At 31.1% G+C, this 22,812-nt stretch carries 20 protein-coding genes; 12 read left to right on the top strand and 8 right to left on the bottom strand.

Features of this window, described 5'->3' with window-relative positions:
- Positions 1-121 precede the first annotated feature (121 nt).
- A complete protein-coding gene (locus QEJ31_RS11570) occupies positions 122-613 on the top strand; it encodes a cytochrome c (protein ID WP_280590297.1) in 492 nt (163 codons plus the stop codon).
- Between the two features lie 6 nt (positions 614-619).
- On the opposite strand, the gene QEJ31_RS11575 is transcribed toward QEJ31_RS11570, so the two are convergent.
- The gene (locus QEJ31_RS11575; protein WP_280590298.1) at positions 620-1,345 is read right to left on the bottom strand and encodes a response regulator; all 726 of its coding nucleotides are present in this window, start codon (positions 1,343-1,345) and stop codon (positions 620-622) included.
- Positions 1,346-1,517: 172 nt separating this feature from the next.
- Between QEJ31_RS11575 and QEJ31_RS11580 the strand changes: the two genes are divergently transcribed.
- On the top strand, positions 1,518-2,393 hold the full coding sequence (locus tag QEJ31_RS11580) for a protein-glutamate O-methyltransferase CheR (protein WP_280590300.1): 876 nt from the start codon (positions 1,518-1,520) through the stop codon (positions 2,391-2,393).
- 4 nt (positions 2,394-2,397) lie between these two features.
- On the opposite strand, the gene QEJ31_RS11585 is transcribed toward QEJ31_RS11580, so the two are convergent.
- Positions 2,398-3,780: a GNAT family N-acyltransferase gene (locus tag QEJ31_RS11585; protein ID WP_280590301.1), complete on the bottom strand. Its 1,383-nt coding sequence runs from the start codon at positions 3,778-3,780 to the stop codon at positions 2,398-2,400.
- A 91-nt stretch (positions 3,781-3,871) separates the two neighbouring features.
- Positions 3,872-4,762 (bottom strand): phosphatidate cytidylyltransferase, encoded by an 891-nt coding sequence (locus QEJ31_RS11590; protein WP_280590302.1) that lies wholly within the window; start codon positions 4,760-4,762, stop codon positions 3,872-3,874.
- Positions 4,763-4,902: 140 nt separating this feature from the next.
- On the opposite strand from QEJ31_RS11590, the gene QEJ31_RS11595 reads away from it, so the two are divergent.
- The 3 genes from QEJ31_RS11595 to QEJ31_RS11605 are packed head-to-tail and all read left to right on the top strand — an operon-like array spanning position 4,903 to position 8,892.
- Positions 4,903-6,966 (top strand): Hsp70 family protein, encoded by a 2,064-nt coding sequence (locus tag QEJ31_RS11595; protein WP_280590303.1) that lies wholly within the window; start codon positions 4,903-4,905, stop codon positions 6,964-6,966.
- 4 nt (positions 6,967-6,970) lie between these two features.
- Positions 6,971-8,410, top strand: a complete 1,440-nt coding sequence (locus tag QEJ31_RS11600; protein ID WP_280590304.1) for a hypothetical protein — start codon at positions 6,971-6,973, stop codon at positions 8,408-8,410.
- Positions 8,410-8,892 (top strand): hypothetical protein, encoded by a 483-nt coding sequence (locus tag QEJ31_RS11605; protein ID WP_280590305.1) that lies wholly within the window; start codon positions 8,410-8,412, stop codon positions 8,890-8,892. Before QEJ31_RS11600 ends, QEJ31_RS11605 begins: the two co-directional genes overlap by 1 nt.
- Positions 8,893-8,916: 24 nt before the next feature.
- On the opposite strand, the gene QEJ31_RS11610 is transcribed toward QEJ31_RS11605, so the two are convergent.
- Both QEJ31_RS11610 and QEJ31_RS11615 read right to left on the bottom strand, forming a co-directional pair.
- Entirely contained in the window at positions 8,917-9,939 is a 1,023-nt protein-coding gene (locus tag QEJ31_RS11610) for a C1 family peptidase (RefSeq protein ID WP_280590307.1), read from the bottom strand.
- A gap of 51 nt (positions 9,940-9,990) precedes the next feature.
- Complete coding sequence (locus tag QEJ31_RS11615) at positions 9,991-11,007, bottom strand: C1 family peptidase (protein ID WP_280590308.1); 1,017 nt, start codon at positions 11,005-11,007, stop codon at positions 9,991-9,993.
- Positions 11,008-11,878: 871 nt separating this feature from the next.
- Here QEJ31_RS11615 and QEJ31_RS11620 point away from each other — a divergent pair.
- The 3 genes from QEJ31_RS11620 to QEJ31_RS11630 all read left to right on the top strand — a co-directional run bounded on the left by QEJ31_RS11620 (position 11,879) and on the right by QEJ31_RS11630 (position 14,894).
- The gene (locus tag QEJ31_RS11620) at positions 11,879-13,408 is read left to right on the top strand and encodes a tetratricopeptide repeat protein (RefSeq protein WP_280590310.1); all 1,530 of its coding nucleotides are present in this window, start codon (positions 11,879-11,881) and stop codon (positions 13,406-13,408) included.
- A gap of 75 nt (positions 13,409-13,483) precedes the next feature.
- Positions 13,484-13,870, top strand: coding sequence for a hypothetical protein (locus tag QEJ31_RS11625; protein WP_280590312.1), 387 nt, complete (start codon positions 13,484-13,486; stop codon positions 13,868-13,870).
- 385 nt (positions 13,871-14,255) lie between these two features.
- Positions 14,256-14,894: an HAD-IA family hydrolase gene (locus tag QEJ31_RS11630; RefSeq protein ID WP_280590314.1), complete on the top strand. Its 639-nt coding sequence runs from the start codon at positions 14,256-14,258 to the stop codon at positions 14,892-14,894.
- Positions 14,895-14,945: 51 nt separating this feature from the next.
- On the opposite strand, the gene tsf is transcribed toward QEJ31_RS11630, so the two are convergent.
- Positions 14,946-15,887 (bottom strand): translation elongation factor Ts, encoded by a 942-nt coding sequence (gene tsf / locus QEJ31_RS11635; RefSeq protein WP_280590315.1) that lies wholly within the window; start codon positions 15,885-15,887, stop codon positions 14,946-14,948.
- Between the two features lie 65 nt (positions 15,888-15,952).
- Complete coding sequence (gene rpsB, locus QEJ31_RS11640; RefSeq protein WP_280590317.1) at positions 15,953-16,744, bottom strand: 30S ribosomal protein S2; 792 nt, start codon at positions 16,742-16,744, stop codon at positions 15,953-15,955.
- Positions 16,745-16,984: 240 nt separating this feature from the next.
- Between rpsB and thrS the strand changes: the two genes are divergently transcribed.
- The 4 genes from thrS (at position 16,985) to QEJ31_RS11660 (ending at position 21,687) form a co-directional block, all read left to right on the top strand.
- The gene (gene thrS, locus QEJ31_RS11645) at positions 16,985-18,931 is read left to right on the top strand and encodes a threonine--tRNA ligase (protein WP_280590319.1); all 1,947 of its coding nucleotides are present in this window, start codon (positions 16,985-16,987) and stop codon (positions 18,929-18,931) included.
- A 19-nt stretch (positions 18,932-18,950) separates the two neighbouring features.
- Positions 18,951-19,439, top strand: a complete 489-nt coding sequence (locus tag QEJ31_RS11650; RefSeq protein WP_280590321.1) for a peptidylprolyl isomerase — start codon at positions 18,951-18,953, stop codon at positions 19,437-19,439.
- Positions 19,440-19,528: 89 nt separating this feature from the next.
- A complete protein-coding gene (locus QEJ31_RS11655) occupies positions 19,529-20,545 on the top strand; it encodes an adenosine deaminase (RefSeq protein WP_348524560.1) in 1,017 nt (338 codons plus the stop codon).
- The gene (locus tag QEJ31_RS11660) at positions 20,542-21,687 is read left to right on the top strand and encodes a glycosyltransferase family 9 protein (RefSeq protein ID WP_280590325.1); all 1,146 of its coding nucleotides are present in this window, start codon (positions 20,542-20,544) and stop codon (positions 21,685-21,687) included. The genes QEJ31_RS11655 and QEJ31_RS11660 overlap by 4 nt, the downstream gene beginning before the upstream one ends.
- A gap of 68 nt (positions 21,688-21,755) precedes the next feature.
- Here the strand turns inward: QEJ31_RS11660 and QEJ31_RS11665 are convergent, their stop codons facing one another.
- A complete protein-coding gene (locus tag QEJ31_RS11665) occupies positions 21,756-22,727 on the bottom strand; it encodes a hypothetical protein (protein WP_280590326.1) in 972 nt (323 codons plus the stop codon).
- Between the last annotated feature and the right edge of the window lie 85 nt (positions 22,728-22,812).

Raw genomic sequence — 22,812 nt, forward strand, 5'->3', positions numbered from 1 at the left:
CTTTTAGTATAATATTTTTTTAAGTGTAAATTTTTATCTTATTCCATGTTAAATTTCTTTTTAGACTGTCGAGTAAGATGCCAATAAATTTTTAAGGTTTCAATTTTCATTGGAGGAAAAAATGAAAGCCCCAACAAAGGTACTACTGGTCTCTTTTCTGGTAACGTTACTCGTAGTGTTTATAGTTGTTTATAGGTATGATTTAATTAAAATGAATAAATCAACAGACAAACCAAGTGAAACGGCTGCAAACTCAACAACTAGTATGCTTGAAACCGAATCGGCTATTGCCGCACCAGCAAAAGGAAGCGGAGCAAGTGCTGAACAACTTGCAAATGGGAAAAAATTCTATGAATCTGCGACTTGTGCTCTTTGCCATGGAGCAACTGGAAAAGCAGATACTCCTTCAGGACAGGCGATGAAAGCAACTAATTTAGCTGAAGGTAAATTTAAAAATAATAAAGCTAATCTTCCTCCAGTAAAATATATTATGGAAGTTATAGAAAAAGGTGTACCAGGAACTGGAATGGCAAGCTTTAAAGCGCAGGTTCCAAATGAAAAAGACAGAAAAGATTTGGCTGAATACGTAAATTCTTTATCTGCTAAAAAGTAACAGAAATTATTCTATTTTTTTTGTTCTTTCCGGAACATATGCTATTGATTTGCAACTCTCAATTAATTTTATTGCATAGTCTAAACAATCTGGAGTAAAATACTTAAATTCAATACCAGCACAATAGTTTTCTCCATCTTGAACATTTCCGTTCCAAAGTACTTCACCATTTCCAGTCACTTTAGTTCCATCTGGAAATTGAATTTCAAACTCAACAAATTCCGCAGCTTCAAGTAACTTTGTTCCTGTATACATTAAAGCTCCGCCCCTGCCTAAAATAAATTCATTAGCATTATTGGCAGACACTTGGAGGCGTGTTGATGTTGGTTGTACTGGTTTTTTTAAATATTTTGTTTTTAAGTCAGTGCAAAGCCATTCTAAATTTTCAATTAAGCTAGGTAAATCAAATGGTTTTGAAACTAGACCTTCAGCTCCATGGGCATGAATTTCTTCTCTGGTAAAATCAGAAAAAGCAGTTATAAATAAAAATTTTGGTTTTAGTAAATTTAATTTTTTTGTTTCATCTAATAAATCAATACCATTGCCACCTGGCATTCTAATATCACTAATAATAAGATCTATTTTTTCATTTTTAACAATTTTTATTCCTTCTTTTCCATTCCCAGCTTCTAATGTTTTTGCTTCTAGTGTTTGAAGTTCAGAGACAAGCATTTCTCTTAGATCAGGCTCATCGTCCACTACAAGGATAAGATGTTCCTTTAAGCAGCTCATAATTTACTCCAAAAAAATAGTATTTTATATATGTTACATTCTATTCTATGAGATGACAGATTTATTTGTGTTAGGATTTCGACATGGTATTATTCTAGTTATTATTTGTACCGAAAAGACAACGTGATTGCTTTATAATATTCTTTGTAGAGAATGCTATCGAGGGAAAAAAATGCCTAAAGCACCTCAACAAAATAATCTAACTTTTGATGAATTAATTTCAGATGAAGCTGGGTTTAATAGTTTATCAAAAATTCTTTTAGATAGAACTGGGATTTTTATGGATCCTAGCGAAAAAAACTTTTCATTAATGTCAAATAGACTCCATAAAGTTCTAAAAAAATATAATTGTTCATCATATAAAGAATTAATTAATCTGATAGAAATTGGAAGTAATGAAGTAACTAATGAGTTTTTGGAAGTTCTAACCACAAATACGACCCATTTTTTTAGGGAAAAGGAACATTTTCAATTTTTAAAACAAAATCTTCCGAAAATTGAAGAAAATTTATTGAAAGAAAAACGGAAGGAAATAAAAGTTTGGTGTGCTGCATCAAGCAGTGGAGAAGAACCATATACAATTTTAATGATACTTAATGAATATTTTAGTAAAACAAAGAACATTAGTATAAAAATTCAAGCTTCAGATTTAAACACGCAAGTTTTAGAAAAAGCAAAATTAGGAATTTATAAAAAAGAAATTAGTGAGCATGTATCCGCAGATCTTATATTAAAATATTTTGAAGAATCAAACAATATTCCAAGTGATTGTTATCAGATTAAAGAAAACTATAGAAATATGATTGAATTTTTTAAATTTAATTTAAAAAGCGAAGTTTATAAGTTTCCTTATAAATTTGATTTAATATTTTGTCGAAATGTTTTGATATATTTTCCTCAAAAAGTTGTAGAAGATACGGTAGAAAAATTATCATCATGTCTAACAAAAGATGGTTATCTTTTTATCGGTCATTCAGAAGCTATGATAGGAAATAAACATAAATTAAAATCAGTAATTCCTGCAATATATAAAAGGAACAACAACTAAAATATTATTCTTTTGTTGTTATTCCTAAATAATTCGCAACTCTTGAGTATATTTTGTTCCAAATAAATTTTTCGATGACAATTTCTCCAGATAAAATTCCTTTAGCATCTAAGAATAAAATTGATTCTTTGCTTTTTATCGTTGAATATTTCGATTTCCAAGGTACATCTAGAACTTGAAAACCCACTTTTGTATAAAGTGGAATTAAAGGTTCTGGAGAACTTGTTACAATATGAGTATGACCTGACTCTATTACTATCCTAACAACTTGTCTTATCATATTGATAAAAACATCACTTTCTCTATATTCTTTGTCCCAAGCAAAGCGAGATATTTCTACAAATTTTTTTGTTAATAACCAATCAGGAATATTCTCACAGAATTCGTATAATTCAGTTTTTTCTTGATTTTGATTATTAAAAATAATTCTCAAACAAGCAATAGGTTTTTTTCCAACTTTACAAATTAATTGCCTAGAATATTCATCAAATTTATCTTTAAAAGGATGATCACTTTCAGTATTTTCGTTTTCTACTACGCTATCTGAAATAATTTTTGGTATTTCTTCAAATAGTCCAATTTTTCTTAATTCATATATTTTTTCTAAATCAAATTTATCCATTGCATAGTAATGTGATAAACTATTTTCAATAATATCTACTGGTAAATTATTTTCTCGTAATTCTTTGGGTGTGACTTCAACTCCGCAAAATAAAATATATTCAACAAATACTTGGAGGAATTTTGTATTTTTATTTTCAAAAATTACATGCACATAGTATTTGTCTTTTTCATTCGGCTTTGTGGAGTTAATTACTTGGGCAATTTTTGTATTGACAATAAATTCATCTAACGCCGGAATGCTTACTTTTAATTGTAAATCTAAGTTTGGTAACAGGGTTTTATTTCTTGCAGAAGTAATTAAAATCATTCCATTTGAGTGCAAGCTTTTTACTTTAAAGATTATTTTTTCTTGAAAAAAAAATGCGTCACCACACCAACAGTGAGGAGTAAAAATATCTGGTATTTCGTAATATTTTATATTTGCAACTTCAGGGTTCAAAATATATTCATTTATAATTTCAATTCCATAGCGTAAATATTTAATATCATCAATTACTTTTGAGATGACATATATAACACGGCCCTTACATGTAAAGGTCTTTTTTTCTCTGGTATTATAATATAATTTAATTGTGTCACCTTTTTTTGGGTAACTAGCAAGTTTTTGATCGGCAATGTATATATTACAGCCCCAAGGAGAAATATCCGTTATTTCTCCTTGTATTGAACGAACTTCATCCAAATCTTTAATATAAACTTTTATTCCTTCTCCCAAATAAACACATCTTCGAGCGTCTCTTCGGTTTTCAACTTCTTCACTCATAGAAACTTCCAATATAAGCATTAAGCTAAGCTATAGATGTTTCGGAAAAAGCCGGGAGTATAAAATGAAAAAGTAACTGGGAGGTGTCAAATCAATGATAGAGGGAGAAAAAAAGAAATGCGACAGGTATACCTAAAATTAAAGAATCGATGCGATCAAGAAAGCCGCCATGACCTGGTAATAAATTACCACTGTCCTTAAACCCTCCAGCCCTTTTAAATGCGCTTTCTAAAAGATCTCCTATTTGTCCTGCAATACCCATACAAATACCCATTAAAATGGCATACCAAGCAGGAAAGGGAAGTTGAAAGAAGTAATTCAACAGAAATGCGGTCAATCCACTAAAAATAAGACCACCAATTGAACCTTCTACACTTTTTTTCGGAGAAACTTTTGGAATGAGTTTATGCTTGCCAAAACGAGTTCCAATAAAGTACGCACCAGTATCACCCATTAAAATAGTTGCTAAACAGAAATATAATTGAGCACTTCGATAAGGTCCGTCAAAATCTATTAAACTTAGTTTAGTTAAACAAGCTGCTGGGAGTGCTAAGTAGATAAACCCAGCAATAACATTCAGAAGTTTGTTAGAAGCAGTATGAATATCCGTCGCTCTACGGTAGATGAGTGCAGCAGAAACGAAAAAACACAGAAAAGTCCAACTAATAGGTAAAATAAGTATTTTTTCAGGATTATTTTTAAATATAATGCTTGAGATTGAAAATGTTAAAATTAAAAAAGCGTAGGAAAAACCAATAGCAAAGTGTTTTGGTTTTAGCTTTGGACGTTTTTGCTCTAATGTGATAGAAGAGCCATCCATGATATTCCATCTCAAGGCAGCAAATTCTGTACCTGAGAGAAAAATGGCGATAAAAGTGATCAAAACAAATAGTGGATAAAAAAGGTGAAGTGGCGAAAAACTTAAAATATATATAATTATTCCTGAAAAAATAGCCGCGGTTATTAAACGAGTTTTAAGCATATATTAAAAACCAATCTTTAAAATAAATAGTAACTATTCCGGTCACACCGGTTTGCAATCTGCAATATGCCATAGTAATCAAAGTCTATCAAATAGACATTCCTGCGGCTATAAAAGACGCAAAGTTTGGAGTCTAATATATGAATGTTTTGCAGTTCAAGAAAAAAAGTAAAGATATAAACAATCAATCTGTTTATAATGTTCAAGAAATTAATAAAATCCCAAATTCAGTAGCAGCTATTGGAATTGATTTAGGCACTACCAATTCAGTAGTATCTGTTTATTCAATGGGGGATTCTCATCCTGTAACTTTAAAATATGGTGATAGTTTTCTAGTTCCATCAATGGTTTACTATGACATTAAAAATGATAAAGTAATAATAGGTTCTGAAGCAAAAGCAAAATTAGAGCTTGAACCTATTGAAGTGATCAAAAGTACAAAAAGGACAATGGGGAAAAACCTAACCCATTTTTATTCGAATGAAAAAATATTTTCTGCTGAAGAAATAGCCTCACTAGTATTAAATTATTTAGTTTCTCACCCTGTTTTGCAGGAGCAAAAAGAAAAGAATGGAGGTATTTGGGCTGTTATTACAGTACCAGCACATTTTGATGATGCCGCTAGACTTTCTACTATTGCTGCTGCTGAAAAAGTGGGAATTAAGGTATTGCGCATTGTAAATGAACCAACTGCTGCAGCTCTTGCATATAGTATGATGCCCGAGGATAAAGTCGTAGAGAAAGAAAGCCTAGCTGTTTTTGATTTGGGTGGCGGTACTTTCGACGTTAGTATAGTTGATAGGGATGGTTTTATTTTTAACGTCTTAAGTAGTGATGGAGACATACATCTTGGTGGTGATGATGTTGACGAAGCTATTGCGAATTTTCTTTTGACGAAAGTCCATCCCCAATTGCTAGCTCGCAGATCTTCAAAAGATTCTGAAATGTTTAGAAATTTGCTTGTGATAGCTGAAAATGCTAAGAAAACCTTTATGACTGAAGGATTAGTTGATATTTCCCATTCTGACTTAGATGGAAAAGGTTCAAGCATTTCAATGCAAATGACAAGAGAAGATTTTGATACTCTCGTTATTCCTATTATTCAAAGGACTTTACATTTAACTGAAAGTGCAATGCACGCTGCAAAAAGAAATCCAAAATATATTTCAAGAATTTTATTAGTCGGAGGCAGTACCCGTTTAGCTTTAGTTAGAAAAATGCTTTCTGATTACTTTGCTTGTATTGTCGATGCACGTTTAGAACCTGATTTAGCTGTCAGTTGGGGAGCTGCATTACAGGCTGCTATCATATTAGGAATTCAACCAGATACTATACTTGTAGATGTATGCAGTCATACACTAGGAATAGGAGTGGTAGAAAATACAGAATCTATCAATGAGAACTTTAAGCTTGTGGCTAAAAAATTTGGGATTCCTTACCCAATATCTGAACAAGAACTGCATAGAAAACTTGGGGCTAGAATAGAAGAGTTTAATAAAGAGCTCCAAAATTTGCTCCATGTTGCACCTATTTTACATAGAAATAGCGCTCTTCCTGCTAGAAGATCTGAATTCTTTAATACTATTTATAATAATCAACATGCTGTCCATGTAGTTGTAGTGCAAGGTGATGGAGATACTGTTGGAGAAAATAGATTAATAGGTTCATTTCTGTTTGAATTGGAACAACCATGTCCCAAAGGAACACGCTGCGAAATTCAGCTTACTTATGATGTGAATGGAATGGTACAAGTTTTTGCTAGACAATTAGGCACTAAAAATGAAGCGAAAGCTCAATTTGACAGTAGAACTGGTGAAGTAAAAGGTTGGACATCAATAACAGAAGAAGAAACAAATCCTTTTGTTGAACCTATAAATGAAAATTTGGATCAAATGCAAATTGAAGATTCAGGTTCAAATCCATCGGTGTTTTCCGAAAAAAATAGAAATATTCTTTCATTTCCTTTTGGTGGAAACAAAAATGTGGTTGTTTCTCCAGATTCAACGACTGTAGTTAACGCTTTGATGCTTAGAACAAAAAGATATCTTTCACAAATAGATTCATCATCTCTCGAATTTATGAAATTAAGACAATTATTAAATAATTATACAGAACTCCTAATAAAGTCACAGGAAGGTGAAGATAATGATGAAGAGCTTGAAAATATTGAAATAGATCTTCTTTCTTTTTTAGAGGGAAAATAAATTAATGATAAAAAATTTATTAAAAAATATTGTTACTGAAATTGAAAAAAATTTTCCTCAATTTGAAGAATATTTGCTATCACCTTCACATATAAAAGAATTTAAAAAGTTTTTATCAAATTATAGGGGAATGAATGATCAAAAGTTCGAAAGAACTTATGAACTGCAAAGAATGTCAGAAAAAACTGCTGAAAATTTGGTAAATTTTTTTACAAATATTTTTTCAACTCAAGGTCTTGCCGAAGAAAACGAGAAAGATATCTTTTTTATTTTAAATGAAGTTGAAAAAATAGTTAATTTATCTTTATTTTATTGGTTTGGTTTGAACGATAGAAACTATCAATTTAGAGCTGTAGTTCACTTTTATGATATTGATGGGCTTGGTTCTGTCTTTTTAACAAAAAATAATACTAATTTTGCTGTTTCATTAAGTGAAGATGGAATTAGATTTGGATTAGATAGTAGTAATCATGAACCGAAATGTTTGCCTGTTTCGAAAGTTTGTGAATTAAATTCTTTTAATATTAGAACGGATGAAAGAAAATTATTTGCAAGAATTAGAACTATACAACGAGAAATTTGTTTACTTGTAGATGAATGGGAACACTTGAATTCAATATTGGCTGTAGAATATGGACAAATTTACTATAATCTTCAGCAAAACCAAAATAAAAAAAATGTCGAAGCTTTTGAAACTATAACCCAAAAAATGAATTCACGCAGAGATTCTCTTGCTTTTTGGTGTTTGGAATCATTTTGTGATTTTCAAGAATGGATTAGTGATATATTAGTAGAAAATAGGGTAGAAAATCTTTTAAGTGACGATATTTTATCTGAATTAGATGCAACTGTAGGTGTTTTGCTTTCTGGATTTCAGAAGATATTTTTACCAGCTTCAGTGAGCAGGCATAAATATACTGAAGAAATATTAGACTTATTACTTAAGTTTTCTAATTCCAGATTAAAATTAAATAGTGATGACTTTTCATCATTTGTATTAAAACAATGTACATTATGTGCGCAAGGAAAAAATATTGATCCTGAATTGCTTTCATTTGTTAGTAAAAAACCTTTTGAATGGAAATTTTCGTTTGATCCTTCCTCTGCAATTAAAGCTTTTTCTTGGAAATATTCTAAAGATATTCATATTATAATCACTTTGGTATATGGGATATGTTTATTTAAAAAAATTTCTCCTAATTTAATTGACTATAATTTCTTATCAGATGTAGCTACAACATTTCAAATGCCAGAAACTTTTCCAGAAGATCAAAATCAGAGAGAAATATTTACAGATAATGCATTTCTTACTGAGGAAAATTATTATAATCTTGTAGCTACTATGAATAAATTTTTAGATAATAATATCAAAAAAAATAAAAATAACGATGAATTAGTTGCTTATATAAGAAATTTAATAAATCAAAAAAGGCAGACAATTTAATGAAAGAAGAAGAATTAGAAAAATACGATGAAAATCTTTTTGTTCCTAGAAGAAGGGCTGCAAGTGAAATCAAACTATTGCGCTTAGAGTTAATTCCGAAAGGAAAAACTCCTTGTGAAGAAATTGGAAGTGAGTGGTCTTCTGCTCAACCCGCTGAAAATCTTTCTCCATCAAAGGCTGCTGCATGTCTTGGAGTTGAAATTTGGGCTCCGCAATCAATTGTAAAAAAAAGGTATAAGACTTTACAGTTACGTTATCCTCCAGATCAATTTGTGGAAAAACATAGTGATTGGAGACCTTCTGCTGAACTTCTGGGGAATCCTAGGAGTCGTTTAAATTGGTTTTGGCAAAGCGGCTTTGTTCCTTTACCAGAAAGTATGAATGAATTTAAAAGTGGTTCTATTTGGGATAAGGAGAATGCCGAGCCTATGCTTCATTCGCATTTAGCATTAAAACGGGTGCTTTCAGATTACTTGAAATAAAAATTTAATTCAGAATTTTAAAGTTTAGTTTAGTTCCGTTTGATCCATAGCCATAGCTTCAAAAAAAGTATAAGTCATATAAAAATCACCATTATCTCCTGCACCTTCGCTCCAAGAGTTTCTTATTTTTAGTAATTGTTGTGAATCATCATAACCTATTACTATAACTTCATGTCCAGCTTTTGGATCTGAAGGGCAATAGTTTAACTCGTTTTCTGGTTGTTTACAAGCCCATAAACCACCTGATGTTGAAGCATAATTGATGTTTAAATCAAAACCATTTACTGAAATTTTATTTTCGGGATAATTTGCTAGAGCAAATCCAAGTAAAACTCTGTTACCTCTATCAATTGCTTCTTTTAAAGAAATTAAATCTGCTTTTGCAAGATAATTATAATTTATATTATTAGAATAATTCTTTTTACTTATTTGAGTATAGTTTTTAGGAGAAATAACGAAATCTGGTGATGAATAATATACTCCATTGCAATTATTTTTTTCGACTATACCATAAGCTTTTAATGGATCTAAAACCTGACCTGGATTTTTTGCACCGTTCCATAAATTATTTCCTAAATATTTATTTAAAGATAAAATGCATTGTTGATCAATAAAGTCTGGATTTGTGCTCTGTATCTCTGGAAAAAGTTCAGATAATCTTGCATTTAAAGCGGCAGTTGAAGAAAAAGTTACACAAGTTCCATAATTACCTTGATCTAGTACTGGAACAAAACTCATCCCAAGATCTCTTGCTGTGCTACTTTCACTAAAGGTTGATATTCCTTCTGAATAATTTTTTTCTTCAAAGTAACCAAAATAGTCGTCCATTACTTTTTTATTTTTAAGTTTCATTGCTTGTGTTGTTGTAATTTTCATTAATTTTATCTTTTTTTCTAATCTATTTTTGTCTAACGTTTTGCTTTTCACACTTATTGTTGTTTCCTGATTTCCCTCTAATTGAAACATTGATGTATCTGCAGCAAAACTTTGAATACTGCTCAAACTAAATAGAGATGCATAAAGAAATACATTTTTTTGCCATTTCATAAAAACCTCCTTTAGATAAAAAAAATCTCCTCTAAGAGAGGAGATAATGGATTACTTTAACTCAGTGTGGTCACCAACCATTGCGTTAAAAAATGCATAAGTCATATAATAATTACCATCTTCACCAGCGGTTTTTCCCCAAGAATTTCTGATTTTTAATAATTGTTGTTTGTCATCATAACCAAATATAACGATTTCATGACCTGCTTTTTGATCAGAGCAATAGTTAGTTGAATTTCCTGGTTGTTTACATGCCCATAAGCCACCATCATAAGATTTATTGGAGCCTTTTATTGTAACATCAAATCCATTTACAGAAATAGGATCGCCACTGTCGTCTAAAAGTCCAGTTCCAATTGTCACCCTATAACCAGCTTTTAAAGTTGCTTTTACAACATTTAAATCAGCTTTTTCAGTATAATGATAAGTAATTTGGCCTGTATAACTTTTATCACTTCTTGATTCATATTTTGCAACGGAAACTTTTTGACTTCTCTTTGGATAAGTTGAACCAAAACATTGACCTTTTGGTATAATTCCATGTTCTTTTAATGGTTGAAGAATTTCAACAGCTGTATATGCTCCATCCCAAACATCGTTTCCAAGAAATTTATTAAGTGCTAAACTGCATTGTTGATCTATGTAATCACCGAGTTTTAATTTAGCATCAAGAGCTGCAGTAGAAGCAAAAGTAACACAAGTACCATACGCTCCTTGATCGAGTACTGGTACTTTACCCATGCCTAAATCAACTGATGTGGCGGAGTTTGTGAAAGGTTGAATTCCTTTTGAATAATCTTGTTCACCGCCATCAGCTTCCATTTGTGCAAGAGCTTTTCTATTTTTCTCTCTAAAAGCTTCTGTCGGAACAATAGTTAAGAGTTGAATTCTTTTCACTCCGGTTAATCTATCTAAATCAAATTCTCCATTAGCCTCCATTGTGGAAGCTTTAATAGGAATGATTACTTCATGAGATCCTTCAATTTTGTAATATTCATGCGCATAAATAGAATATGAACAAAATCCTACTGCAACTAGAGAAAGTTTACTAATCAAAGAAAATTTCATGGCAACCTCCAAAAGAATTATAAAATTAGCAAACATTCATGCAGAAATATTTTGCAATATTAAAATAGTTCAGAGCAAAGGGTCATGAGTGTTTGACTAAAAATACTGTAAAGCATAAAAAAATATTCGTAAAGATTCGTATTATTTTACAAATGGAGTAATTTAGTAGCTTACCAAAAATATTAAGATCAAGTTCTAAGAAACTCATCTTTGTGGTATAATTATCCATAATTAATTCTATTAAAATATTGAATTTATTGATTTAAAATTATTTTTATATTATTTTATAAATTAATTTTGAATATTTTTTCTTGTTCAGTATTTTTATCATTATAAAATGATTACCCAGCCAGAAAGTTTTCAAAATTATAAATTTATTTCAAAATTTTAATTATATTAATTTTATAATTTAAAAAACAAGTTATTATAATTAAAAATATAATAAAAACTTATTAAAATAAAATATTTTTTATTTGTTCTTAATTTGATAAGAATTATTAGCAATAATATTAGAAATAAATGAGTACTAAAAAATAAATTATACTGTAAAAAAAATAAGTACCCTTTTATTTGTTATTAAATATGAAGAAAATATTAATTTTATAAAAAAATAATATATTAAGATAACTTCAGGAATAACAATGTCTTTTGTACCTTAAAAAGTATTCTTTAATTTACATTTTGTTATGTAAGAATTTGTCAAAATTTTGACAAAAAAATCTCTTGAAAAAATATAATTTTCGAAATCATTAATATTTTACTTCTTTTTTGTTTTTTTTCAAACTAATCCATTTGTTATTTTTTATCACTAAATACCGAAATAGACCTTGGAGAGTGCGGTTTTATTTTAATTGTATTGAAGGAGCTTACGATGACTGATGGAAAATCAGAACATCTTCGAGTGGTTGTCATAGATGACCAGTTGAATATGCGTAAAGCTCTATTTAGAATTTTTGATAAAACTGGAAACTATGATGTAGAAGATTTTGGAAATGCAAAAGAAGCAATTGCTTGGTTAAAAACTCACGCTGTTGATTTAGTCATAACCGATATTTATATGTCTCAGGGAGATGGTTTTGAAGTTTTAGCATATATTCGTGGGCGTGCGATGCAAAATGATATACCTGTTTTGTTTATTTCTGGTGAAGCGACAAAAGAGGATATAGTCCGGAGTGTTGACTTAGGTGTTAGTGACTATATTTTAAAACCTTTTGAGCCTCAAGATATTATTCAAAAAGCTGAATCTATTTATGCTAAATATAAAAATCCACCCGAAAATATAAAAAAAGTAAGATTTGCTGAAAATCTTTTTTTTACTGAAAAATATGCAGAAGCCAAAAATGAATTTTTAAGTATCAATGAAAAATTTAAACCAACAGCAAGATCATTAATTGGATTAGCACAAACTGAAGCAAAACTTGGAAATGTTTCGGCTGCGCTTGATTTAGTTAATCAGGCTATTGAAATTAACAGTATGTATTATCCCGCATATGCTGCAGGTGCTGATATTTTATTAGGAAATAAAAAGAAAGTTGAAGCGATTCCTTTCTTGGTAAAAGAATTAAAGATAAATGGAAAACAAATTCATAGACGCATGTTATTAGCTGATATTTATATTGAAAATATTAAAACACCTGGAAATTTTGACAAAGCTATAGAACAAATGAAACTGGCATTACATGATGAACCTACCGATGAGACATTGCTTTTACGTTATGCTGAAATGCTATGGAATTCTGGAAATAAAGAAAAAGGAGTTCACTATTGTTTAAAAGCTCGAAGACAAAACCCCGAAAGTACCAAAGCACTCATGCAACTAGCGAATTTTTATATTCAAGATGGACATCCAATTAAAGCTGTAAATATGTTTTCAGACATATTAAATAAAAGTCCAAATCAGTATGATGTTTATTTATGTAGAGCTAAAATTTTTGAAAAGCTAAATGAAAATGAGAAAGCTATAACAGATCTAAATAAAATCCCTAAAACCATCGTTTCGCTAAGATTAGAAGTGCTAAAAGCAAAAGGCAGAATTTACGCCAAAATGGGAAAAATACCAGATGCAATTGCAGCTTGCGAAGAAGTCGCAAATATGGAGCCAACAGCGGACAATTTAGCAAGAGTAGGTTTATTATTTATAAGGCTTAAAAACTATAGAAGTGCTTTGGGATGGTATGAACAGTCAACTTTAATGGATCCTGATCATTCAAAATATACCTATAATTTAGGTTGTTGTTATGAAGCTTTAAAAGATAAAAAGAAAGCTATTGAATGTTATGAGCGATCTTTAAAATTAGATCCAAATGGTAAGGAAACAATTGTTGCTTTAGCAAGAATAAAAGGAACAGCAGTACCAAATACTAAAACAGTTTCAAAGGCGAACCCACCAAAAGCTAGTTAGGATAGTTTTTGCTTTTCGTTTGTGAATGACTTATGTTTCATATTGACTTTTGCCTGTTAACTGAAAGGCTTAAATATGACACAAAATAAAAATTCTGATAGATTTAAAAAAAGAGTTTCCCCAGATGATGAACATCAAAAATGGCTGGATCGTGAAAATTTTCAAGATTTAGCGAAAATAGGAGGAGATATTTTAAAAAAAACTGTTGCGACAGGTCGTGATGTTATCAAGGAAGTAAAGGAAAATTTCCCGAAAGAAGCTACGCAATTATTAAACAAGGGAAAAGAAGAAATATTAAAAGGACTTAGCCAGGACGTTGTAAAAAATATTATGTCTTTTGGGATTGAAAAATTTTTTTCTGTAGCGAGACAACACAGAATAGAATTTTCTATTCGGTTTAGGAAAAATGAAGAAGAACCCAAGCGAGATGATTTGAAAAAAACTAAAAGACGTGAGGTTTAGTGCTTTTTTTCTTTTACTATTCCCCGATAAATTAAAAATGTTGCTGTCAATCCCAATGCTCCTGCAAAAGTGATCCAAAAACCAGGAGCTGCTTTGTCGTTTATTTTTTGCCATTTATTATAATCATTTTAAAGAGTTTTTTAATGAAGAATATTTTTTTTGTAAATTAAGTTAAATTTTAAACAATATCGATTAAAAATCTATATATAATTATTGACTGTCTGATATAAAAATAGATATAAATATTTTACACAAATTAATATAAATTTAGTTAAAAAAATATTGCTTATATTAATGAAAATTGTATTTATATATAGATACTAAATCTTTATGAAGAATCTTCAGAAGGTAAATTTTAAAAAATAATGTATTTATGGAAATTTAAATGAAAATAGCCGTTTTTGATTTCGATGGTGTAATAGCAGATAGCTATAAAGCTATTTTAGAGGTTATAAAAGAAATTTCAAAAATAAAAAATATTCCTCCTTTAACTCAAGAGGATATTTTAAATAAAAGTACCAAAGATTTATTTAAATATTTAAAGATCCGTTGGTATGAAATTCCTAAATATTATAAATTAGCAAAAAAAATAGTAAACTTAAATAAAAATTTGATAACGCTAAATCCACAAATAACAGAAATGTTTCAAAATTTAAATAAGGATAAAATTGAAGTAATCATTTTATCATCAAATTCAACAGATTTAATTTTGAATTTTGTCAAAACAAATTTAAATTATGTAAATTTTAAAGCAATTATTGGAGATGTCTCTCTTTTTAAAAAATCTAAAAAAATTAAAGAAGTAATGAAGTGTTTTGGAATAAAAAACGCTGACATGATTTATATTGGTGATGAAGTGCGAGATGTTTTAGCTGCGAGGAAAGCTGAGGTATTATCAATCGCTGTATTGTGGGGTAAAGAAAATGCGGCACTTTTATCGAAAGAAAAACCAAATTTTATTGTTAGTACAGGAAAAGAACTTTCCGAAATCCTAAATGAATTTAGTACAAAAAAAAGTAGCTAATTATTACATCAGCTACTTTTTAAACTAGAATAATACTAATTTATTCTGCAATTACATTTTAGTGGCAGCAGCAACAGTTGCAGCAACTTCAGCAGCAAAATCTTCAGCTTTTTTCTCAACACCTTGTCCTAATTCAAGACGGATAAAGGAAACAACTTTAAGATCAGAAATGCCAAGTTTTTTTCCAGTTTCTGCAACATGTGCAGCAACTGATTTACTGTCATCTTTAACAAAAAGTTGATCAATTAAACAGATTTCTTTGAACCAAGTTTTAATACTACTTGGAACTATTTTAGCTAATGCAGCTTCTGGTTTTCCTTGTTGTAAAAACTTGTTCCGAATAATTTCTTCTTCAGCTTTAATTGTTTCAGCAGGAATTTCTTGTTCATTTAAATATTGTGGTTTCATCGCAGCAGCTTGTAGGGCAACGTCTTTTCCTAGATCATTCAATGCAGAATCATTTAAATGATTTTCAATTCCAGTGCCAGAAAGTTCAACAAGAACGCCAATTTTTCCGCCGCCATGGACATAGGAAGTAACAAAGTTTTTGCCTGAACCAACCCGCTCAAAACGACGAACAGTGATATTTTCACCAATTTGTGCAACTAAAGCAGTTGCAGCAGCTTTTACATTTCCTGTTGAGTCATAGTTAGCTGCCAATAATTCATCTAAATGTGCCGGTTTAGTAGCGCTAATAATTTTATGTAAATTTGTTACAAAAGCTTGAAAACCGTCATTTTTTGTTACGAAGTCAGTTTCACAATTCACTTCAAAAACAAACCCAATGTTATTTTCAACTACGGTTGAAACAACACCTTCACTAGCCGCACGTGAAGCTTTTTTCGCTGCACTTGCAAGGCCTTTTTCACGTAAAATAACGACAGCTTTTTCCATGTCTCCTTCAGCAGCATCGAGTGCTTTTTTGCAATCAGACATTCCAGCTAAAGTCATTTCACGTAGTTCTTTAACCATTTGAGCAGTTACAACAGCCATTATGATTTCCTTTTAAAAATGTTTGTAAGCAAGAAAGGTGTTCCTAACGAGGAACACCTTGGAAATTAGTTTGCTTCGTCTTCGTCACGAGATTTCAAGCGTTTTACTTTTACTTGTGAACGCCCGCTATCGGAAGAGAAAGAAGAATCATCTTTACCAGATTCTGCTTTACGACGTTGCTTTCCAGCAATCGCAGCATCAGAGATAAGGCTAGCATAAAGCTTAATCGCTTTAAGGCTGTCATCGTTACCTGGAATGATGTAGTCAACGCCATTTGGGTCACTGTTTGTATCAGTAACTGCAATTACAGGAATTCCTAGGCGATTTGCTTCTGCAATAGCTGTAAATTCTTTCTTTGCATCGATAACAAAAATAGCAGAAGGCAAGCCAGGCATATTTTTGATTCCACCTAATGAGCGTTCTAATTTGATACGAAGACGTTCTTTTAAAGCAACTTCACGTTTAGTAATGTTGTCATAAGTTCCGTCGCTCGCCATTTTTTCAATGCGTTTTAATTTAGTAATACTAGAACGAACTGTTTGCCAGTTAGTCATCATACCACCTAACCAACGGTGGTGAATATGAAACATGTTTGCTCTTTCAGCTTCTTCAACAATAATTTCTTGCGCTTGTTTTTTTGTAGCTACAAAAAGAATGTGTCCGCCTTCAGCAACAGTTTGTTCAATAAAACTTAAAGCATCTTTAAATAGTTTTTGAGTTTTTTGGAGGTCAATAATGTGGATTCCATTGCGCTCACCATAGATAAATGGACGCATTTTAGGATTCCAACGGCGTACTTGGTGACCAAAGTGAACGCCAGCATCGAGTAAGTCACGCATTTGAACTTCAATAGACATAGATAAACTCCTACTTGGTTTATTGGTTTAACCCCTTGTAATACCTAGGTTTTACAACCCACCAAGTTTGGGTATTACAGAGAATGCTCTAATCAGGCTCAGAACTTAAACAATTTTTTGCTAATGAAGTCAAGGATAATTAAAATGAGCATTTACCAACGATATAATTTTAGATAGTCTGCCCATGACTTTCGCATACCCGCACAGTAGGTGGGGAGCGCTAAACTAAGGAGACAATTTGTGAGTTCTTTAAGTATATTTTTGCCAGATGGGTCCTCTCGTTCTTTTCCTTCATCTTCAACTGTATTTGATGTGGCGAAAAGCATAAGTTCTGGGCTAGCCAAAAGTGCTATTGTAGGGAAAATTAATGGAAAATTAGTTGATTTAGATCATCCTATTCACGAAGGGGATAAGGTTGAAATCGTAACAGATAGAAATTCTGAAGGTCTTGAGGTTATCAGGCACTCAACTGTGCACGTAATGGCAATGGCTATTCAAGATGTTTTTCCTGGAACACAAATTACTATTGGGCCTGTGGTAGAAAATCAATTTTATTACGATATTTACCCAAAAGAAGGGGTAAAAATTGGAACTAATGAGTTTCCTTTAATTGAAAAAAGAATGCAGGAAATCATTGAAAAAAATATTCCTTTTACCAGAAGAGTTGTCTCTCGAGAGGATGCAGTAAAGCATTTTGATAGATTAGGTGAAAAATTTAAAGTAGAGATTGTAAAAGATCTTCCAGCTGATAGTGAAATAAAAATATATGCCATAGCTGATTGGGATGATCTTTGTCGTGGTCCTCACGTTCAATCTACAGGAAAATTAGGTCATTTTAAACTAATGAGTGTGGCAGGTGCATATTGGCGTGCAAATAAAGATAACGAACAATTAGTACGTATTTATGGTACCGCTTGGCCAACTAAAAAAGATTTAGATGGCTATTTAAACATGCTGGAAGAAGCCAAAAAAAGAGATCATGTTTTGCTCGGTAAACAATTAAACTTGTTTACTTTAATGAGTGATATTGCTCCAGGCGCAGCCTTTTTCTTCCCAAATGGGGCTAAAATATTTACACTATTACAAAATTATATTCGAGTGAAATGGGCGCAATTTGGCTTTCAAGAAATACAAAGTCCTCAGGTTATGAATGTTAACTTATGGAAAGTAAGTGGGCATTATGAAAAATATCGTGATGACATGTACATTTTTAAAGATGACCATGATGATGAATTTGGTATAAAACCAATGAGTTGTCCGGGACATGTGCGAATGTTTATGGTTGGACAAAAATCCTATCGCGATCTTCCGTTACGTTATGGTGAATTTGGAGTTGTTCACAGAAATGAATTAAGTGGAACTTTGCATGGTTTAACAAGAGTAAGACGTATCACCCAAGACGACGGGCATATTTTTTGTATGCTGAGTCAGGTACAAACTGAAATTATGTCTGCTCTTCAATTTGTAAAAGAAGTCTATGCAGATCTTGGATTTAATGAAGTAATTTATATGCTTTCAACACGGCCAGAAAATCGGATAGGTTCTGATGAAATTTGGGATACAGCAGAAAATGCACTTGAAGAAGCTTTGAAAAAATCAGATGTAAATTATCAGGTAAATCCTGGTGATGGTGCTTTTTATGGGCCTAAAATTGATTTTAAAGTAAAAGATGCTATTGGACGTATGCATCAATGTGCAACCATTCAGTTAGATTTCCAAATGCCTGCACGCTTTGGAATTAGTTATCAGGCTGCAAATAACACTCAAGAATCACCTGTAATGGTGCATAGAGCAGTGTTAGGATCTGTCGAAAGGTTTATGGGAATATTTATTGAACATTGTGCAGGACATTTTCCTGTTGGATTAGCACCAGTTCAATGTCGAGTTGTCACTGTAACAGAAGCTCAAGACGGTTATGCACATAAAGTAACAAATTTCTTAAAAGCGAACGGTGTAAGAGTGGAAACTGATTTTAGCAATGATAAATTAGGAGCAAAAATTCGCGATGCTCAGTTGCTTAAAATTCCTTATATGTTAGTCATTGGTGACAAAGAGGTTCAAACGAATACTCTAACTGCTCGTTATCGTGATGGTAAAAACCTAGCGCCAATGTCACCAGAAGATTTTCTGACTTTTATTAAAAACGAAAGCGGAATTTTCTGGGGCTTAGATACTAATCAAAGATAGTTATTTGGAAGGAATCGAAATGATAAATTTATTAATGAAGACAAATTATGGTGAAATTTCTATCGAATTAAATGATGAAAAAGCTCCGATGACAAGTGAAAATTTTGTTAAATATGTTAAGTCACAACATTTTGATGGATCTATTTTTCATCGAGTTATTCCAGGCTTTATGATTCAAGGCGGTGGTTTTGACTCCAATATGAAAGAAAAATCAACAAATAATCCTATAGAAAATGAAGCAAAAAATGGCTTAGGAAATGAACGCGGTACAATTGCAATGGCGCGTACAAACGATCCTCATTCTGCAACTGCTCAATTTTTTATAAACCTAACAAATAATGATTTCTTAAATAATCGTGGTGAACAATGGGGCTATGCAGTTTTTGGAAAAGTCACACAAGGAATGGATGTTGTTGACGCTATTGCAAAAGTAAAAACTGGAAATCAAGGGTTTCACAGAGATGTACCGGTTACTCCTGTAATTATCGAATCAGTTACTTTGGTTTAAGCATAGTTAAGTAAATATTTTTGAATAGCCATTTCATAATGGCTATTTTTTTTATATTTTTCTTTATAAGGAAATAAAATTAAGGAGCAATAAACATGCTTGAAGAATTAAGAAAACTTCCTAAAGCTGAACTGCATTTGCATATTGAAGGAACTCTAGAACCTGAGCTTCTGTTTACTTTGGCCAAAAGGAATAATATTTTATTGCCTTATAAAGATATCGATGAATTGAAAGATAAATATCATTTTCATGATTTACAATCTTTTTTAGATATTTACTATAATGGAACAAATGTTCTTATAACGAAACAAGATTTTTATGACTTAACTTTTGCCTATTTAGCTAAAGCAAAGCAAGATGGGATAAGGCATGTTGAAATCTTTTTTGATCCACAAAGTCATGTTTCGCGTGGGATTGAGTTTAAAGATGTAATTGAAGGTATTAGTGAAGCATTAGAACAAGGGAAAAAAGAGTTTGGGATTAGTTACTTTATAATTATGAGCTTTTTAAGACATTTATCCCAAGAAAACGCTTTAGAAGTGTTAGAGATGGCTTTACCTTATAAAGATAAAATAAAAGCAGTAGGTCTCGATTCTTCTGAATTAGGGAATCCTCCAAGTAAATTTGTTGAGTTATTCAAAAAATGTAAAGAGAATAATTTCCTGACAGTAGCGCATGCAGGTGAAGAAGGGCCCGCGAGTTATATTTGGGAAGCTTTAAATCTACTAGAAATTGAAAGAATTGATCATGGTATACGCTGTACTGAAGATCCTGAATTATTAAAAACAATCATCCAAAAAAATATTCCTTTAACTGTTTGCCCATTGTCTAATATAAAATTAAAAGTGTATCAAGAAATGAAAGAGCATAATGTTAAAAAATTATTTGATTTAGGAGTTAAAGTAACTATTAATTCGGATGATCCTGCTTACTTTGGCGGTTATCTCCTTGAAAATTATATTCAGTGCCACAATGAACTAGGATTCACATATAAAGATATGTGTGATATTTCTAAAAATTCTATTGAAGCATCTTTTCTTTCAAGTGCAGATAAATTAAAATTAATTAAAGAAATTGATTCTCTAAACCAAAAGACAATTGTATGAATTCTGATAAACAAGAAGAAACTAAAAAAATATTAATTATGCTTCCAAGGCAACTAGGTGATGTATTACTAGCCACACCGCTAGCTGCTGAATTAAGAAAACAATTTCCTGCCGCTGAACTCCATTGGTGGTCGCATCCCATGGCAAAGGAAATATTAAATGATAATCCTTTTTTAAATGAAGTTTATTACTTACCAATTTGGGACAAAAAAAAGTATAAAAAAACTTTTTTCTTGAAGAAATTTTTCCTTTGGCTTGGTTATATTTTTTCTGAGTTGAAACTATTTCTCAAACTTATGTTAAACGGATATGATATTGTAATTGATGCTATTAATTATCCTCGTTCTAGTTTACAAGCTGTAGCTACTTTTGCGCCAATTAGAATATCCTTTAAATGTAATTCAGTTCGAGATTTTGCATATAATAAGTTAGTTGACAGAACTAAACTGGATGAGGGATATTTAGGTTATACACGTTTGTTACTTCTTGAGCCTTTAGGTATTAAAATAAGTAACATAGATCCATTGCAAATAAAATTAAATTTACCAATACTTTCCGAAAATAAAATTAATCCAGAGCTTTGGTTAAAGGAACAATTGGAAATATTACATGCTAAAGAATTTGTTGTAATGAGTCCCACATCTCGTTATCTCGATAGATGCTGGCCAATAGAACATTATACTGAATTAGCGTTGCTTATTATCCGTGAATTTAATGTCCCAGTTGTTTGGTCCAGAGCTCCAGGGGAAGAAGAATATATTTTAAAAGTTCATCACAATTTAATTAAAAAATTGCGTCTAAATAAAATTCAAGAAAATTATAGTTTATTACCCCCTTTAATGACTATCCGTGAAATTACATACTTGACAAGTTTATCGTTAGGCTGTGTAGCAAATAGTAATGGAATGAGTCATTTTGCTGTTGCTTCTGGAACAAAAATGATTCAATTGCATGGTCCAACTGTTCCGTTAAATTGGATTCCACCTGATACTAAGAAATATTTAGGTATCCAAAAAAATACGGGTTGTTTTGGTTGCTCGAGTAATATTTGTAAAATGCCAAGACATGAATGCATGGAAGATATTTTGCCAATAGACGTATTTAAAAAAGCTGTTGAGTTATTTGCTTTAAAGAAAGAATAGGTTGAAAATAAATTATTCAATATCTATTCAGTATAAAGTTGAAATTAGTAAGTATAATAAACAACAACTTATTTAAAATTAAACATCGTATTTGTATTTGCTAAATTTTGTGTTGGTATTTCTTGAATGACATCCCAATGTTCAACAAGTTTATTATCTTTTACCCGGAATAAGTCATAAAAAACTTGTTGTTTTTTATTCCAGTTTCCTTCACTAATAGCAAGAATAAAATTTCCTTCTCCTAAAATTTTATGAATTTTAGTATATTTAGACATATTATTTTGTGATGTAAGATATTTCACTGCTTCATAGATTCCTTCTAAACCATCTTTAACCATAGGGTTATGCTGATGATATTCTTTACTACTAATATATTTTGTTAAGTTATCAGGATTTTTACCCATCAATATATCTTCTAAAAAGCCTTGCACAATTTTTTTATTAGCTTCAGTGCTGTTTCTATCTTCAGGTGTTATGGGCCCGTCTGTTTGGGATCTGCCGCTAGCCGTTTTTTCAACCAATGTGGTCATAGCATTCCAATGTTCCGCAATCATCCCTTTGTCATCAACTCTTAGAATATGAAATGCAACCATTTTATCTGCACCAAATGGTTTAGCATTTCTCCATATGTTATGCAAAAAAAAGTAATTCCCATCTTGGAACATTCGTACATTTTCAAGTGTGGTTTGGTTTTGCTGTAAAATATTTAGCATAGAAATAAATGATTCTAGTCCTGTAGGAACATAAGGGTTGTGTTGAATATAATCTGAATTGGCTAATTTGCGTATTGTTGAGGGGTCGTTATTTTTTACAGCTCGCAGAAAATTACTCACTGTTTCTTTCGGATTTTTTGCAGTGTAAATTTGGGTATTTTCTTGGATTTTTAAATTTTTTTCTGTGGTGATTTTTTGATCACTTTCTTGAATCGTTTTACTTCTTTCTTGGGTTGAAACGCAAGCAGTCGATAAAGCTAAAATTGATATTAATGAAAAAAGTAAATTCACAGAATCTTTAAAAGATACATTCAACTTGTTCAGCATTTCGTTACCTCAGGTTAGAATAGTTATTGCATTTATAGAAAAATATTTTTATGTTTGATATTCATATCTTTATCTTAAATTTTTT

The organism is Pigmentibacter sp. JX0631, from assembly GCF_029873255.1.
Taxonomy (GTDB): Bacteria; Bdellovibrionota_B; Oligoflexia; order Silvanigrellales; family Silvanigrellaceae; genus Silvanigrella.

What these genes read in the sequence shown, in the direction of transcription:
- QEJ31_RS11570 (WP_280590297.1), top strand. Translation starts at nt 122, where the DNA reads ATGAAAGCCCCAACAAAGGTACTACTGGTCTCTTTTCTGGTAACGTTA.
- QEJ31_RS11575 (WP_280590298.1), bottom strand. Translation starts at nt 1,345, where the DNA reads ATGAGCTGCTTAAAGGAACATCTTATCCTTGTAGTGGACGATGAGCCT.
- QEJ31_RS11580 (WP_280590300.1), top strand. Translation starts at nt 1,518, where the DNA reads ATGCCTAAAGCACCTCAACAAAATAATCTAACTTTTGATGAATTAATT.
- QEJ31_RS11585 (WP_280590301.1), bottom strand. Translation starts at nt 3,780, where the DNA reads ATGAGTGAAGAAGTTGAAAACCGAAGAGACGCTCGAAGATGTGTTTAT.
- QEJ31_RS11590 (WP_280590302.1), bottom strand. Translation starts at nt 4,762, where the DNA reads ATGCTTAAAACTCGTTTAATAACCGCGGCTATTTTTTCAGGAATAATT.
- QEJ31_RS11595 (WP_280590303.1), top strand. Translation starts at nt 4,903, where the DNA reads ATGAATGTTTTGCAGTTCAAGAAAAAAAGTAAAGATATAAACAATCAA.
- QEJ31_RS11600 (WP_280590304.1), top strand. Translation starts at nt 6,971, where the DNA reads ATGATAAAAAATTTATTAAAAAATATTGTTACTGAAATTGAAAAAAAT.
- QEJ31_RS11605 (WP_280590305.1), top strand. Translation starts at nt 8,410, where the DNA reads ATGAAAGAAGAAGAATTAGAAAAATACGATGAAAATCTTTTTGTTCCT.
- QEJ31_RS11610 (WP_280590307.1), bottom strand. Translation starts at nt 9,939, where the DNA reads ATGAAATGGCAAAAAAATGTATTTCTTTATGCATCTCTATTTAGTTTG.
- QEJ31_RS11615 (WP_280590308.1), bottom strand. Translation starts at nt 11,007, where the DNA reads ATGAAATTTTCTTTGATTAGTAAACTTTCTCTAGTTGCAGTAGGATTT.
- QEJ31_RS11620 (WP_280590310.1), top strand. Translation starts at nt 11,879, where the DNA reads ATGACTGATGGAAAATCAGAACATCTTCGAGTGGTTGTCATAGATGAC.
- QEJ31_RS11625 (WP_280590312.1), top strand. Translation starts at nt 13,484, where the DNA reads ATGACACAAAATAAAAATTCTGATAGATTTAAAAAAAGAGTTTCCCCA.
- QEJ31_RS11630 (WP_280590314.1), top strand. Translation starts at nt 14,256, where the DNA reads ATGAAAATAGCCGTTTTTGATTTCGATGGTGTAATAGCAGATAGCTAT.
- tsf (WP_280590315.1), bottom strand. Translation starts at nt 15,887, where the DNA reads ATGGCTGTTGTAACTGCTCAAATGGTTAAAGAACTACGTGAAATGACT.
- rpsB (WP_280590317.1), bottom strand. Translation starts at nt 16,744, where the DNA reads ATGTCTATTGAAGTTCAAATGCGTGACTTACTCGATGCTGGCGTTCAC.
- QEJ31_RS11650 (WP_280590321.1), top strand. Translation starts at nt 18,951, where the DNA reads ATGATAAATTTATTAATGAAGACAAATTATGGTGAAATTTCTATCGAA.
- QEJ31_RS11660 (WP_280590325.1), top strand. Translation starts at nt 20,542, where the DNA reads ATGAATTCTGATAAACAAGAAGAAACTAAAAAAATATTAATTATGCTT.
- QEJ31_RS11665 (WP_280590326.1), bottom strand. Translation starts at nt 22,727, where the DNA reads ATGCTGAACAAGTTGAATGTATCTTTTAAAGATTCTGTGAATTTACTT.